At 43.7% G+C, this 14,004-nt stretch carries 14 protein-coding genes; 5 read left to right on the forward strand and 9 right to left on the reverse strand.

Features of this window, described 5'->3' with window-relative positions; translation table 11 throughout:
- Nucleotides 1–80: 80 nt before the first annotated feature.
- The 4 genes from ttcA to AB4167_RS03180 form a co-directional block, all read right to left on the reverse strand.
- Entirely contained in the window at nt 81–974 is an 894-nt protein-coding gene (gene ttcA, locus AB4167_RS03165; protein WP_372136117.1) for a tRNA 2-thiocytidine(32) synthetase TtcA, read from the reverse strand.
- Nucleotides 975–1,294: 320 nt separating this feature from the next.
- Complete coding sequence (locus tag AB4167_RS03170) at nt 1,295–1,945, reverse strand: DUF2987 domain-containing protein (RefSeq protein ID WP_372136118.1); 651 nt, start codon at nt 1,943–1,945, stop codon at nt 1,295–1,297.
- Nucleotides 1,946–2,067: 122 nt separating this feature from the next.
- The gene (locus AB4167_RS03175) at nt 2,068–2,919 is read right to left on the reverse strand and encodes a glucosaminidase domain-containing protein (RefSeq protein ID WP_372122151.1); all 852 of its coding nucleotides are present in this window, start codon (nt 2,917–2,919) and stop codon (nt 2,068–2,070) included.
- Nucleotides 2,912–3,727 (reverse strand): hypothetical protein, encoded by an 816-nt coding sequence (locus AB4167_RS03180; protein WP_372136119.1) that lies wholly within the window; start codon nt 3,725–3,727, stop codon nt 2,912–2,914. Before AB4167_RS03180 ends, AB4167_RS03175 begins: the two co-directional genes overlap by 8 nt.
- A gap of 329 nt (nt 3,728–4,056) precedes the next feature.
- Here AB4167_RS03180 and potA point away from each other — a divergent pair, with 329 nt between their 5' ends.
- From potA to AB4167_RS03205, 5 genes are all read left to right on the forward strand, one after another.
- A complete protein-coding gene (gene potA, locus AB4167_RS03185; RefSeq protein ID WP_017059631.1) occupies nt 4,057–5,172 on the forward strand; it encodes a spermidine/putrescine ABC transporter ATP-binding protein PotA in 1,116 nt (371 codons plus the stop codon).
- Nucleotides 5,156–6,013: a spermidine/putrescine ABC transporter permease PotB gene (gene potB / locus AB4167_RS03190; RefSeq protein ID WP_017059630.1), complete on the forward strand. Its 858-nt coding sequence runs from the start codon at nt 5,156–5,158 to the stop codon at nt 6,011–6,013. The genes potA and potB overlap by 17 nt, the downstream gene beginning before the upstream one ends.
- Nucleotides 6,013–6,783 carry a spermidine/putrescine ABC transporter permease PotC gene (potC, locus tag AB4167_RS03195; protein ID WP_017059629.1) on the forward strand — a complete coding sequence of 257 codons (771 nt, stop codon included), beginning with the start codon at nt 6,013–6,015 and terminating at the stop codon, nt 6,781–6,783. Before potB ends, potC begins: the two co-directional genes overlap by 1 nt.
- 149 nt (nt 6,784–6,932) lie before the next feature.
- Nucleotides 6,933–7,967, forward strand: a complete 1,035-nt coding sequence (locus AB4167_RS03200; protein WP_017059628.1) for an extracellular solute-binding protein — start codon at nt 6,933–6,935, stop codon at nt 7,965–7,967.
- A gap of 210 nt (nt 7,968–8,177) precedes the next feature.
- Nucleotides 8,178–9,215, forward strand: coding sequence for an extracellular solute-binding protein (locus AB4167_RS03205; RefSeq protein WP_372136120.1), 1,038 nt, complete (start codon nt 8,178–8,180; stop codon nt 9,213–9,215).
- Nucleotides 9,216–9,309: 94 nt separating this feature from the next.
- On the opposite strand, the gene cobB is transcribed toward AB4167_RS03205, so the two are convergent.
- From cobB to fdh3B, 5 genes are all read right to left on the reverse strand, one after another.
- The gene (gene cobB, locus AB4167_RS03210; RefSeq protein ID WP_017063867.1) at nt 9,310–10,044 is read right to left on the reverse strand and encodes a Sir2 family NAD+-dependent deacetylase; all 735 of its coding nucleotides are present in this window, start codon (nt 10,042–10,044) and stop codon (nt 9,310–9,312) included.
- A 256-nt stretch (nt 10,045–10,300) separates the two neighbouring features.
- The gene (locus tag AB4167_RS03215; protein ID WP_017059625.1) at nt 10,301–11,521 is read right to left on the reverse strand and encodes an ammonium transporter; all 1,221 of its coding nucleotides are present in this window, start codon (nt 11,519–11,521) and stop codon (nt 10,301–10,303) included.
- 377 nt (nt 11,522–11,898) lie between these two features.
- Complete coding sequence (locus tag AB4167_RS03220; protein ID WP_004742273.1) at nt 11,899–12,315, reverse strand: hypothetical protein; 417 nt, start codon at nt 12,313–12,315, stop codon at nt 11,899–11,901.
- The gene (locus AB4167_RS03225) at nt 12,299–13,372 is read right to left on the reverse strand and encodes a formate dehydrogenase subunit gamma (RefSeq protein WP_017070544.1); all 1,074 of its coding nucleotides are present in this window, start codon (nt 13,370–13,372) and stop codon (nt 12,299–12,301) included. The genes AB4167_RS03220 and AB4167_RS03225 overlap by 17 nt, the downstream gene beginning before the upstream one ends.
- A gap of 13 nt (nt 13,373–13,385) precedes the next feature.
- Nucleotides 13,386–13,994, reverse strand: coding sequence for a formate dehydrogenase FDH3 subunit beta (fdh3B, locus tag AB4167_RS03230; protein WP_004733723.1), 609 nt, complete (start codon nt 13,992–13,994; stop codon nt 13,386–13,388).
- Between the last annotated feature and the right edge of the window lie 10 nt (nt 13,995–14,004).

Below are 14,004 nucleotides of genomic sequence, written 5' to 3' on the forward strand. Positions count from 1 at the left end.
GGCCTCCTCCTACTCGATTATCTAGAGCAACGCCATTCCAAACACAGAATGGCAAACATCATCTTTATCCAATCTAATGGTTAAACATTCGTTACGTCGATGAACATTGACTCATCAATGTTAGATGATGAGATTTCAGCTTCTTCGAATTCGTATGCTTTGCGGTCTTCACTACGGTCCAGTGGAAGGTTCACGAAGTCAAACAGCTCGCGGTCAGCCAGTTGGCTTGGACTTACGTTCTGGATTGATTTGAAGATCTTCTCAACACGACCGGGCGTTTTCTTATCCCAATCAATTAGCATCGCTTTAATGTTCTGACGCTGTAGATTCTCTTGAGAGCCACATAGGTTACAAGGAATGATTGGGAACTCTCTGTGTTCAGCGTATTTGATTAGGTCCGTTTCACGACAGTAAGTCAGTGGACGAATAACAACGTTACGACCATCATCTGAACGAAGCTTTGGTGGCATAGCCTTTAGGCGCGCACCGTGGAACATGTTTAGGAACATGGTTTCAACGATGTCGTCTAGGTGGTGACCCAGTGCGATCTTAGTTGCGCCAATCTTCTCTGCGAATGAGTACAAAGTACCACGACGAAGACGAGAACATAGGCCACACGTTGTTTTGCCTTCTGGCACTTTCTCTTTAACCACTGAATACGTGTCTTTATCTACGATGTAGTAAGGAATGTTCAGCGTTTCAAAGTACTCAGGAAGAATGTGTTCAGGGAACCCAGGTTGTTTTTGATCTAGGTTTACTGCCACAACATCAAATTTGATCGGTGCTGCTTCACGTAAACGTAGCAAAATATCTAGCATCGCAAATGAATCTTTACCGCCACTAATACATGCCATTACTACGTCATTCTCTTCGATCATGTTGTAGTCGATGATGGCATTTCCAACATTTCTTCTCAGACGTTTCTGAAGTTTGTTGAATTCAAGTGTTTCTTTTCTATTATCGTTTTGGTTCATTGCGACTCTCACACCGTCGTATTACCGACTGTAGATTGCTAGTGGGACTGTTTTAGGGCGTGGATTATACGGATTTTTATTTAATGTTGAAATAGTAACGGCAGGATAAACAAGCTGAGTAATAGAAAGATTCTGCTTTTATTGTTCGATAAGCTCCCTAGCTGGTAGAGAAACGCGGTTTCACATGCTCTCGGTTGGTATCGCAGATAAAGAAAAGCAGCCTGATCTAATTCGATGAGGCTGCTTTAAGATATGTCGTAAAAGCTTAGGGGAATGATTCCGCTAAGCTTTTACTTCACTAACAATGATTCCGTTAAAAACTATTGCGCGGGAATGTACGGCAATACGCGAACTGTTGGTTCTGGTAACGTGATGCTGTCACTTCCATGAAGTTCTTCTAAGGTGAATTTCGCTCGCCCTTCTTTGATTGGTAGTTGCTTACCATTTGAAAGCTCGATGTTGCCTTCCAGCTTATTAGCGAACTCTAGCGTTAACCCTTGGATATCTGGCGTGAACCAACCAGAGAACATGCCGCTGACGTCTTCAAGCATCGCCTGCATCTGTGGCAATAGATTTTCTATCTGTGTAACTTCAACAGTTCCAACTAAAGGCTCTTGAGTCATCACGACCAAAGAATACGCACATTCTTGTTCTTGAGTTTGTACAAAGATAAGAGGGTTTGCTGAGCGTAGGTTTTGATCTACCGGTAGAAGCAGTTCATTGGCCGGAGAGACTTTTAGCTCTTCGTAGTGCTCTTCTTTTTCCATCCAAGCTTTGCTGATGTGACAGGTTTGCTGAGCTTGTTGATCAACAAAGAAGACCGCAACTTTGACATCATCATGCCCTTCTTTGGTGTTGTTTTTCAGCTGAGTATAAAGCTTAGAATACGTGAACATGTATTCTTGCGCTGAAGCAGGAAGAGAAACCCCAAGGCTTAATGAGGCTAATAAAGCGAGTGCTGTCTTTTTCATTATTATAATCTTGTCGAAGTTGAGCGTTTATAAATAGAAAGAGCAGCCAATGAGCTGCTCTTTTTGTGATATTACTGGTATAAGCCGACTATCGAAGGCAATCAAGTTGGTATCAAAATGAGTTACTTTTTCCAGTATACCTCGTTGTGACGGATCATAGCTTGTAAATCAGTCACATAGTCGGAACCTCGCTCAGAATATTTTAACAAGCCATTGGTGAGCTCTGTCGCCGTTGCGGTTGTTAAAAGATCATCACCTTGCGCATCAAGTTTTGCACGAATCACTCTTAGATCGGCGTAAGCACGATTACGATTAAGGTTCATGAAATACCGATGTACGGATTCTTGGCTTGAAGAGAATGTTGCGACTTCATGAGAGCTACCTTCGTTACGTTGTAGCGGAACAAGGCCACAACCTTTGGTGTAACACCAGTGTCCAAAATAGTTATTTGCTTTAGTGGCGAAACGAGATGTACCCCAAGCTGATTCATTGGCCGCCTGAGTTAACACAAGCGCTTCAGGTAGCACGTTTACACGATTCAACATTTCTTTCAGCCAAGCGTCATCTAAGCCCGATGAAGGTACAGGCAGGCTATACAGCTTCCCTAGTCTCTTTGCGTATGACGCGTCTTCAGAGTCAACATTGTTCAACCCCGTCTCTGAAAGCTTGGTTAGAAACGCACGTTCTTTGGTGATTCGCTTGTTTTCGATGTTGATACTTGGGCGAAGATAAGAAAAGAAGGTGTCTTTCTTTTTATTTACATCTTCAATCGCTGCGAAATCTGGCTTATCAGAAGAGACGGTCAAGTCACCAAAGTTTTGCTCTGAGTCTGAAGCCTTTTGCCCCGCTCGCCTGTGCTCTTCTTCTTGTTGGTAAAGCATTGGGCCAACTAACGAGATCGAGCCAACTAAGGCTAATGCTGTCACTTTTAGCGCAAGTGATTTACTTGCGCTTAATTTAGAGTTGTTATGCATCGAATACCTGTGGGTCTTTATTGTTGCTACCGTTGTGGTCGTCGTCGCTCTTTGGTCTGTCTGACGCGATCAGTTTGAGTTTAATGCCAAACATCTCGCGGTAAAGAATCCCTTTCACGTGGAAGAAGAAAGGTAAAACGAAGATAAGGCCAATGCCGTACATCATTGCCGCGACGATGAACATCAGCATTACTAATAGGTAGATAGAAGCAACGGTGAAGATTTTTTTGTTGACAGCACGCAGAGAAAGCAGCAGCGATTGCATTGGCGGCACTTTCTTATCACAAATCAGCAGAATCGAATGGCTGAACGCCAGTGAGAAGTAGATAGACAAGAACGGCAGAATCATACCTGCGATGCCTTGAAGCATTAGGCTAAACAAAGTCACTAGAATAACCGGAACCGTAAACTGCAAACCTTTACCGATGTGGCGTACTTTGGTTTGTAGGCCAGCGGCGTGGCTCATTGCCATTAAACAGATACCGGCATAGATAGGCGCGCTGATCACTTCATAGCTAAAGTTCGCAATAAAAATCGATTCAACGATTTGTGGCGTGAACGACTCTGGGTCGATAACCGCATCCAAGATAACCGCAGGATCACCAAGCTGTAGTTTTAGTGCGATATAAAAGATAGCGAGCTGCACAAACATCAAAGCAATAATCGCTGGGGAAAACGAAAGAAAGTGACTTATCGTATGTTTCCAAGCTTCTTGGAGTACAGCCGTTGCTTTGAGCTCATAATCGCCAGAAAGTGCACGGTTGATACTACCGCCCAAATTAAAATCTTTTTCGATGTCGTTGTTCATATTGATACCTAGGTGTGCCGATTAAGCGAAGCCACCTAACTTATTGATAAAAAATTACCTTCATTATACTCATATGTCGGATACAAACTAAAATATGAATCTGTAACAAGGCTTGCTTTTGCGTCTTAATGGTTAATAATTAGACACTTGTTAGGGTGTAGACCCAGTAAATAACAGTATGGTAAAGGATGTTTACTTTTACCTGCGAAATTTTTTATCTTCGAAAGGTAAAAAATGCTTTGAATTCACGTTTTTGGTGATTATGATGCGCGCCTTAAAGGTGTATAGCAACAGGTCTCAAATAGAACCAAGGTGGAGAAAAACAGACGTTGAACGCTAAAAAATCAGTAGGAAAGCCAGTAGTACAGCTAACTGGCATCAGTAAAAGTTTCGATGGTAAGGAAGTCATCGGCAATCTGGATTTAAACGTAAATCATGGTGAGTTTCTCACGATTTTAGGCCCATCAGGTTGTGGTAAAACAACCGTGCTAAGAATGATTGCGGGTTTTGAAACGGCAGATAGTGGTCAAATACTATTAGCTGAACAAAACGTAACCCAAGTTCCTGCTGAACAAAGGCATGTAAACACTGTATTCCAAAGCTATGCCCTATTCCCGCATATGACCGTTTTCGACAATGTGGCATTTGGCTTACGCATGCAGAAAGTTCCAAACAGCGAGATTGAACCTCGTGTAATGGATGCTTTGAAAATGGTGCGCCTAGAACAAATGGCACAACGAAAGCCACACCAGCTATCTGGTGGTCAACAGCAACGTATCGCAATCGCTCGTGCTGTCGTTAATAAGCCTAAAGTTCTTTTGTTGGATGAATCTCTATCTGCTCTGGATTACAAACTACGTAAACAGATGCAAATCGAGCTGAAACAATTACAACGCCAACTTGGTATCACGTTCATTTTTGTAACGCATGACCAAGAAGAGGCGCTGTCTATGTCTGACCGTATTATTGTTATGCGTGATGGCGTGATTGAACAAGACGGAACACCAAGAGAGATCTACGAAGAGCCTAAGAACCTATTTGTAGCGCGTTTCATTGGTGAAATTAACGTATTCGAAGCGACAGCGAAATCTCGTCAAGATGAAAAACGCATTGTTGCGACAATCGAAGGTGAAGAGTCCATTATCTATCACGATAAAGACGTAACACCGGGTCAAAAACTGCAAGTATTGCTTCGCCCTGAAGATCTTCGAATCGAAGAAATTAAAGAGTCAGAGCAACGCGGTATTGTTGGCCACATTGTCGAGCGAACCTATAAAGGCATGACATTAGATTCAGTCGTAGAACTTGAATCTGGTATGCGTGTCATGGTTAGCGAATTCTTCAACGAAGATGACCCTGATGTTGATCACTCACTGGGCCAAAAAGTTGCAGTAACTTGGGTTGAGAGCTGGGAAGTGGTATTAGAAGATGAGCAAGAAGTTTAATTTACAAAACGCAATTGTTGCTTTAATCACAGGTTGGTTAGTGTTGTTCGTGATGATTCCAAACATCATGATCATTGGTACTAGCTTCTTAACTCGTGATGAAGCGAACTTGATCGAGATGACCTTCACTCTCGATAACTACGTGCGTTTGGCTGACCCGCTGTATTTTAAAGTGTTGATGCACTCTTTCTATATGGCAATTGTCGCAACCCTACTTTGTTTGATTATTGGTTACCCATTCGCTTACATCGTGGCAAAAATGCCGGCGAAGTGGCGTCCAATCATGTTGTTCCTAGTGATAGTACCATTCTGGACGAACTCTTTGATTCGTACATACGGATTAAAAATTGTACTGGGTACGCAAGGTGTCTTGAACAAAAGCTTGTTAGCGTTAGATATCATTGATAAACCGCTACGTATCATGTACTCAGAAACCGCAGTAATGATCGGTTTAGTGTACATCCTACTTCCGTTTATGATTCTGCCGCTGTATTCAGCGATTGAAAAACTGGACGATACGTATTTAGAAGCGGCTAAAGATTTAGGTGCGAACAAACTGCAAACGCTATTGAAAGTGGTACTACCACTAACAATGCCGGGCATTATTGGCGGCTGTTTGTTAGTGCTACTGCCAGCGTTAGGTATGTTCTACATCTCTGACCTATTAGGCGGAGCTAAGAACCTATTGATTGGTAACGTGATTAAGAGCCAAGTACTCAACGCTCGAGACTGGCCGTTTGGCGCAGCGACGAGTATCGCACTGACCATGGCAATGGCTGTGATGCTGTATGCCTACTACCGAGCAGGTAAGCTATTGAACAAGAAAGTGGAGCTAGACTAATGGGGCGCACAGTTAAGTTCAGCTTTATGGCGCTGGTATACGCCTTTCTATACCTACCTATTATCGTATTGATCGCTAACTCGTTTAATGCCAATAAGTTTGGTATGAAATGGGGTGGCTTCACCACTAAATGGTATGACGCGCTTATTAACAACGACAGCCTAATGCAGGCTGCGTGGCACTCGATCAACGTAGCGGTGTTCTCAGCAACAGCCGCAACGATTGTCGGGAGTCTTACAGCAGTAGCCCTATTCCGTTACCAATTTAAAGGTAAAGGCATCGTAAATGGCATGCTGTTCATCGTAATGATGTCTCCAGATATCGTAATGGCGATTTCGCTTCTTGCGCTATTCTTGGTAATGGGTGTTCAACTTGGGTTCTTTACCCTACTTGCTGCTCACATTACCTTCTGTCTACCGTTTGTTGTAGTAACGGTATACAGTCGCTTGAATGGCTTTGATGTGAAGATGCTAGAAGCAGCAAAAGACTTAGGTGCAAGTGAATGGACGATTCTAAAACAGATCATTCTGCCTCTTGCTAAGCCAGCGGTTGCTGCGGGTTGGTTATTGAGCTTCACTCTGTCTTTGGACGATGTAATCATTAGCTCTTTCGTAACCGGCCCAACGTATGAAATCTTACCACTGAAGATTTACTCAATGGTTAAAGTGGGTATCTCTCCTGAGGTAAACGCCCTAGCAACAGTGATGTTAGTGGTGTCGTTAATACTGGTGATCATTTCTCAGTCATTAGCGAGAGAAAAAATCAAGTAAGTCTCCTACTCTATATAGAGACTGGCTTGATTAAGAAGTTAAGAGACTTCAAGTTCAAAAAAAGTGTTAATCATAAACAGAATGGTAAATTGCCATTCTGTTTTTCTATCTACTGCCTTCGGGCAACGTTTAGTTTGGAGCTAACGTCAATGAAAAAATGGGCTACTCTATTAGCTGGTAGTGCATGTGCGCTTTCAATGTTATCTGCACCATCATTTGCAAAAGATAACAAAGAATTGGTATTCATGAATTGGGGACCTTACATCAACAGTGAGATTCTAGAACAGTTCACTGATGAAACTGGTATCAAGGTGATCTACTCGACTTACGAGTCGAACGAAACCCTGTACGCAAAGCTAAAAACACACAACAAAGGCTATGACCTAGTTGTGCCGTCGACTTACTTTGTATCTAAGATGCGTGACGAAGGTATGCTACAAAAGATCGACAAAACTAAGCTGAACAACTTCAAGAATCTAGATACTAACTATCTAGATAAGCCGTACGACCCAAGCAACGACTACTCTATTCCACACGTAGTTGCGATCACAGGTCTTGCTGTTAACACTGACATGTACGATCCAGAAGATTTCCAAAGCTGGGCTGATCTATGGAAGCCAGAGCTTGAAGGTCAACTGATGATGATGGACGACACTCGTGAAGTGTTCCACATCGCACTGCGTAAGTTAGGTTACTCTGGTAACACAACCAACGAAAAAGAGATCGACGAAGCGTACGCTGAGCTACAAAAGCTTATGCCAAACGTTCTAGTATTTAACTCAGACAACCCAGGCGCGCCTTACATGTCTGGTGAAGTGGGTCTTGGTATGCTGTGGAACGGTTCTGCTGCTGCAGCGCAAAACGAAGGTCTACCAATCAAACTGGTTTTCCCTAAAGAAGGCGGTATCGGTTGGGTTGATAACTTTGCGATTAGCTCTGGTGCGGTAAACGTAGAAGCAGCTCATAAGATGATTGATTTCCTACTTCGCCCTGAAATTGCTGAGCAAATTTCTCGTGACACAGGCTACTTAACGGCCGTTAAAGCGTCTAACGAGAAGTTCAAAGACAGCCCTGCGCTATTCCCATCGCAAGAAGACCTTGATCGTGTTGAATGGCAAGCTGCGGTTGGCGATAAGACAGTGAAGTACGAAGATTACTTCATGAAACTTAAAGCAGGTCAGTAATTTAGCTTATTATCTAACTGTGGCTAAGTAACCAGTTTACTTAACAGGTCAACGTAGATAATCAATAAGTTAAAAATAAGAATATCAATGAATAGGCAGCTTAGGCTGCCTATTTTATTATATCGCTGCTATAATATAGCGCGATTTTTCGAAATCCTTTACCTTGGGTTCACTACCCAGCTCCAAATCAAACAAATGAACGGAACAGTAATGAAAAAAACACTGTATACCGGCGCATTGTGTGCTGCTACTTTACTTTCTACACCCTCTTTCGCAGCTGACCAAGAACTGTATTTTTACAACTGGTCTGAATATATTCCAAATGAAGTACTAGAAGACTTCACAGAAGAGACGGGCATTAAAGTCTACTACTCAACTTATGAGTCTAACGAAAGCATGTACGCTAAGTTAAAAACTCAAGGTACGGGTTACGACTTAGTGGTTCCTTCTACTTACTTCGTTTCTAAGATGCGTAAAGAAGGCATGCTTCAAGAGCTTGATAAAACCAAGCTAAGCCACTTTGCAGATTTGGATCCAAATTACTTAGATAAGCCATTTGACCCAAATAACAACTACTCAATCCCATACATCTGGGGTGCGACGGGTATTGGTATCAACTCAGACATGCTAGACAAGTCTTCAGTTAAAAACTGGGGCGATCTGTGGGATACGCAGTGGGAAGGTCAACTGATGATGATGGATGACTCTCGTGAGGTTTTCCATATCGCTCTATCTAAACTGGGCTACTCTCCAAACACGACTAACCCTGAAGAAATCAAAGAAGCCTACGAAGAACTTCGTAAGCTAATGCCAAACGTATTGGTATTTAACTCAGATTTCCCAGCGAACCCTTACCTAGCAGGTGAAGTGTCTCTTGGTATGCTTTGGAATGGTTCTGCTTACATGGCACGCCAAGAAGGCGCAACGATTGACATTATCTGGCCAGAAAAAGGCGCTATCTTCTGGATGGACAGCCTAGCAATTCCAGCAGGCGCTAAGAACACTGAAGCGGCTCATAAGATGATCGACTTCCTTCTTCGCCCAGAGAACGCTGCGAAAATTGCTCTAGAGATCGGTTACCCGACACCAGTTAAAACCGCTTACTCTCTTCTTCCTAAAGAATTTGCTGAAGACAAGAACGTTTTCCCACCACAATCAGTGATGGATAACGGTGTGTGGCAAGATGAAGTTGGTGAAGCGAGCGTTATTTATGACGAGTACTTCCAAAAACTTAAAGTAAACAACTAAGTTATTGTTAGTTAAGAAGTTAAGTAAATAAAGCGGCGTAAGCCGCTTTATTTTTTCAGATTCAGAAACTGATGTGTGTTATTAAAGACAAGGCTTAGGCCGTTAAAGAACCTTTCTCTGTACATAATAACTCGCCAACCAGTTTAGGCACCTCGATACTCGCCTTGCCGTAGCGCTTCTCTTCAAATTCACTTTCAACCGCACTTGGTTCGAGGTTTATCTCGATAGTATGTGCACCATGCATTTTCGCATCGTGAACAAAGCCTGCCGCTGGATAAACAACACCTGAAGTTCCGATAGAGATAAACAGATCCGCTTCTTCCAGTGCGGAATAAATGTCGCCCATTCTTAGTGGCATTTCGCCAAACCAAACAATATGTGGACGCATTTGTGCAGGGATTTGGCAGCAATGACAAAGTTCACCCGTTTCAATATCGCCTTTGTGCTCTACAACTTGATTGGATTCACTGCAACGCGCTTTTAAAAGTTCACCATGCATGTGAATAATGTTGTTGCTACCGCCTCTCTCGTGCAAATTGTCGATGTTTTGAGTAATGATGGTAACTTTGCCATCAAGCTTGTCTTCGAGCTCTCCTAGCGCCTTGTGGGCTGAATTGGGCTGAATGCTCTCACTTTGCAGGCCGTGACGACGCTTGTTATAGAAGGCTTGTACCAAGTCAGGATCTTTTGCGAACCCTTCAGGCGTCGCTACATCTTCGATTTTGTGGTTTTCCCATAGCCCGTCTTGTGCTCGGAATGTTTGTATCCCCGACTCTGCAGAGATGCCAGCGCCAGTAAGAATTACGATATTTCGATATGGGAAATGCATATAACGTCCTTTTAGATATGTCACTTTGTAACAGCTTAGCACTGTTCAAATTCCAACAATAGTTTTGGGGATTAGACCATAGTCTTAGGCAACTGAATTCATTGGCTATTTGTGACATAACTCGCTTGATAGTTGTGGTTGTTGTTACTCAAATTCTCTGTTTTGCTATCCATAGAAACAAAAAAGCGACCGAAGCCGCTTAGTTCTGTTCAACAGTTGTCTACTTGATGTGCTTTACCCCACCAAGTGAACAACGTTAGTCTTCGTTGATAGAAGAGATCTTATGGATAGAAAGATCCGCACCGTTGAATTCATCTTCTTCACTTAAGCGTAGGCCTGTTAGTTTGCTCAACACACCGTATACGATTAACGCGCCGACGAAAGCAACAGCAACACCTGCGACTGTACCAATCAACTGAGAAGCAAAGCTCACGCCGCCTAGACCCCAGAAAGCTTGTTGGCCGAAGATACCAGCAGCAACGCCACCCCAGGCACCACATACGCCGTGTAGAGGCCATACACCCAGTACATCATCGATCTGTGTTTTGTTTTGCATATAAGTAAATAGGTAAACAAACAGCGCACCTGCCACACCGCCCGTCACCAAAGCGCCAAGTGGGTGCATCAAATCTGAGCCCGCACAGATAGCGACGAGACCAGCCAAAGGACCATTGTGGATGAAGCCCGGGTCATTTTTACCTGCAATTAGAGCCGCAAGAATACCGCCAACCATGGCCATGAGAGAGTTCATTGCCACGAGACCGCTGATGCCATTGATCGCTTGAGCTGACATCACGTTAAAGCCAAACCAACCCACACATAAGATCCAAGAGCCTAGTGCTAAGAATGGGATATTCGATGGTGCGAAGTTGGTGTGTTTGCCTGCACGGATTCGACCTTTACGCATCCCTAAGAAGTAAACTGCGACCAAAGCAATCCAACCACCTACGCCGTGAACCACTACCGAGCCTGCGAAGTCATGGAACACGTAACCAAACTGACCTTCTAGCCAATCTTGGAATCCAAAGTTGCCGTTCCAAATGATGCCTTCAAAAAATGGATAGATGAAACCAACCGTAAACAGTGTCGCAATCAAAATTGGATAGAAACGAGCACGCTCTGCGATACCACCAGAAACAATCGCAGGAATTGCCGCTGCGAATGTCATTAGGAAGAAGAACTTAACCAGTTCATATCCGTTGCCTTGCGAAAGTGTTTCTGCGTCTGCAAAAAAGTGTGCACCGTAAGCAACCCAGTAACCGATAAAGAAGTAAGCAATGGCGGAGACACCAAAGTCGGAAAGGATCTTAACCAGCGCGTTGACTTGGTTCTTCTTTCGCACGGTACCGACTTCGAGAAACGCAAAGCCAGCATGCATCAGGAAGACCATGATTGCGCCGAGTAATAGGAATAAAGTATCTGAACTTTGGGTAAGGGTTTGTACTGCACTATGAACTTGAGTCACCGTTTCACTCATTAAAGCATTCTCCTTCGCTTTATCTGATTTGCACTGATATCGTGCGATTCAATGTTGTAATTAATTAAAGACTCAACAGTGAACGCAAGATGTGTTCCAAGTGTGAAGGGTAATTTTCGTGCAACAGCTTCTTTCTTTAAGTTGTTGATTATTAATCTCTAAATATTTAGGTGCACTTTTATGGTTCTTAAAAACCAAAAAAAATCACAACGACAATTGCACCAAATAAGGGAGTTGCACCATATTGAAGCGGTCAATGGATAGATTCAATACAGAGAACAGCTGACTACTATGTTTCGAGCCGGAGACCTAAAAACAAAAAGCCCAGTGAAATAATCATTGGGCTTTGCTTTTGAGTTTTAGCTAACGCACTGGCGTTACAGGTTTGGTCCTGTTGATGGGTTTTGCGGTAGGTTTTGACTTAAACGCTGCATGCCTTGATACATACGGATAAACCAGACCACAATCGCAACACCACCAAACAGCATGCCTACATACGGAATGTAGTAAGCGATGTCATCGATAATATGGTTTTGATACCAGTAATCGTTCACACCGATTAACACCCCGTTAGAGGTCGCTACCGTTACGATAAGAACGACGAAGAACGTCAGGTTCAAGAAGAAAGAGCGAATTAATCCGTAGTAATGAGTATCCACTACTTCACCATCTTCGCCTTTGTCTAAACGATAACCCGCGTAGATAATCGCAATCACACCAGAGATAAGACAAGTAAATGGCGTAAAGCAGCTTAGTATGTAAGCGACCCAAATACCTTTATGAGGTTTGTTCATTCTTATTCACCCCTTCCGTTTTCTCTGTTGCTGCGTTAGCGCTTTGTTCAACGCCGTTTTTCTCTTGTTCCATCACTTCTTTGTACCAAAGATCATGGTGCTCTTTAGCCCAAGTCTCATCAACTTCGCCTGTTACCATGCCTTCTAGTGCCCCTTCCATACCGAACAAGCCGATGTAGATGTGGAACACGAAACCACAGATAAGGATCAAAGCAGCCAACATGTGGACTAGGTTTGAAAGCTCCATATCACGACGCGTTTGACCGAAGATTGGGAAGTCTAAAACCAAGCCACTGATCGCAGCCACACTACCCATAACAATCAATAGCCAGAACAGTGCTTTTTCACCCGCGTTCGAAAACTCTGCAGATGGATGAGAACCTTTATGTTTCCCGACCATACCACCCAGTTTCATGAACCACTGTACATCGACCATCTTGAAAATAGACTTGCGCCACCACTTGATGAGAACAGCCATCAACAGCACATAGAAAATCGGGCCGATGTAGTTGTGGTATTGCTTCGCCAATAGAACGATGAAGCCCCAAAGGTCTGTTGGAATGTACGGCTTCAAGAAGTGCTTACCGTAAACCAACATCAAACCACTGAACGCCAGTGTTAAGAAGGTAAACGCCATACTCCAGTGCAAGGCACGGTCTAGTCGAGACCAACGTTTGATCTTACGGCCTGTTCTTGGCGCGCTTAGCATTAATGGGCCAATCACAACGTACATTAGAGTAACGAAAGCAATACTGCCAAAGATAGCGACAGCACCGGCTGGTGACATCCACTTCTCTTTCAATATGTACCACGTTTGACCTGGGGTACTGATCAACACACCGTGCTCAGCCGATTGAGATGTGGTGTAACCTTCTTCACCGTTTCTTACTTGTCGCCAAAAATCAGCGCCAGCAAGTTGTGTGATTTCTCTTTCAGCAGAGCTCGATTGAGTTTGTGATGAGTTCGTCTCAGATGCATGACTCAAAGGAGACAGCATTGTTAGTGCTGCCAACATTGGCAGCACAACAAGGAAGAGACGCTTAAACATTGTAAGCATATGTCTCTCCTAACTAGCTCTTCATCGCATCGTAAGAAAGGTCATTGCCGTCTGTCCAGCCTGCACCCTTCGCACCACGTTCAACAACACGCTGGCGGAATACATCAGAGACTTTCTCTGCATCACCCGCTAGCAGTGCTTTGGTCGAACATAAAGAAGCACACATTGGTAGCTTGCCTTCAGCAATACGGTTCGCACCGTACTTCTGACGTTCTTCCACAGAACCTGGCTCTGTTTCTGGGCCGCCAGCACAGAAGGTACACTTGTCCATCTTACCGCGCTCACCAAACGCTTCCTGTTTAGGGAATTGAGGTGCGCCAAACGGACAAGCAAACAAGCAGTAACCACAACCAATACATAGGTCTTTATTGTGAAGTACGATGCCGTCTTCTGTATGTTCAAAACAGTCTGCAGGACAAACTGCCATACATGGCGCATCAGTACAGTGCATACACGCTACTGAGATAGAGTTTTCACCTGGTTCGCCATCGTTCAGTGTCACAACGCGACGACGTTGAATACCCCATTCCAGAGCATCATCATTTTCATTCTTACATGCAGTGACACAACCGTTACATTCGATACAACGCTTGGTGTCACAAAGAAATTTCATTCTAGCCATTTTAAGACTC

The organism is Vibrio sp. 10N.286.49.E11, from assembly GCF_041469505.1.
Taxonomy (GTDB): Bacteria; Pseudomonadota; Gammaproteobacteria; order Enterobacterales; family Vibrionaceae; genus Vibrio; species Vibrio crassostreae_C.

What these genes read in the sequence shown, in the direction of transcription:
- ttcA (WP_372136117.1), bottom strand. Translation starts at nt 974, where the DNA reads ATGAACCAAAACGATAATAGAAAAGAAACACTTGAATTCAACAAACTT.
- AB4167_RS03170 (WP_372136118.1), bottom strand. Translation starts at nt 1,945, where the DNA reads ATGAAAAAGACAGCACTCGCTTTATTAGCCTCATTAAGCCTTGGGGTT.
- AB4167_RS03175 (WP_372122151.1), bottom strand. Translation starts at nt 2,919, where the DNA reads ATGCATAACAACTCTAAATTAAGCGCAAGTAAATCACTTGCGCTAAAA.
- AB4167_RS03180 (WP_372136119.1), bottom strand. Translation starts at nt 3,727, where the DNA reads ATGAACAACGACATCGAAAAAGATTTTAATTTGGGCGGTAGTATCAAC.
- potB (WP_017059630.1), top strand. Translation starts at nt 5,156, where the DNA reads ATGAGCAAGAAGTTTAATTTACAAAACGCAATTGTTGCTTTAATCACA.
- potC (WP_017059629.1), top strand. Translation starts at nt 6,013, where the DNA reads ATGGGGCGCACAGTTAAGTTCAGCTTTATGGCGCTGGTATACGCCTTT.
- AB4167_RS03200 (WP_017059628.1), top strand. Translation starts at nt 6,933, where the DNA reads ATGAAAAAATGGGCTACTCTATTAGCTGGTAGTGCATGTGCGCTTTCA.
- AB4167_RS03205 (WP_372136120.1), top strand. Translation starts at nt 8,178, where the DNA reads ATGAAAAAAACACTGTATACCGGCGCATTGTGTGCTGCTACTTTACTT.
- cobB (WP_017063867.1), bottom strand. Translation starts at nt 10,044, where the DNA reads ATGCATTTCCCATATCGAAATATCGTAATTCTTACTGGCGCTGGCATC.
- AB4167_RS03215 (WP_017059625.1), bottom strand. Translation starts at nt 11,521, where the DNA reads ATGAGTGAAACGGTGACTCAAGTTCATAGTGCAGTACAAACCCTTACC.
- AB4167_RS03220 (WP_004742273.1), bottom strand. Translation starts at nt 12,315, where the DNA reads ATGAACAAACCTCATAAAGGTATTTGGGTCGCTTACATACTAAGCTGC.
- AB4167_RS03225 (WP_017070544.1), bottom strand. Translation starts at nt 13,372, where the DNA reads ATGCTTACAATGTTTAAGCGTCTCTTCCTTGTTGTGCTGCCAATGTTG.
- fdh3B (WP_004733723.1), bottom strand. Translation starts at nt 13,994, where the DNA reads ATGGCTAGAATGAAATTTCTTTGTGACACCAAGCGTTGTATCGAATGT.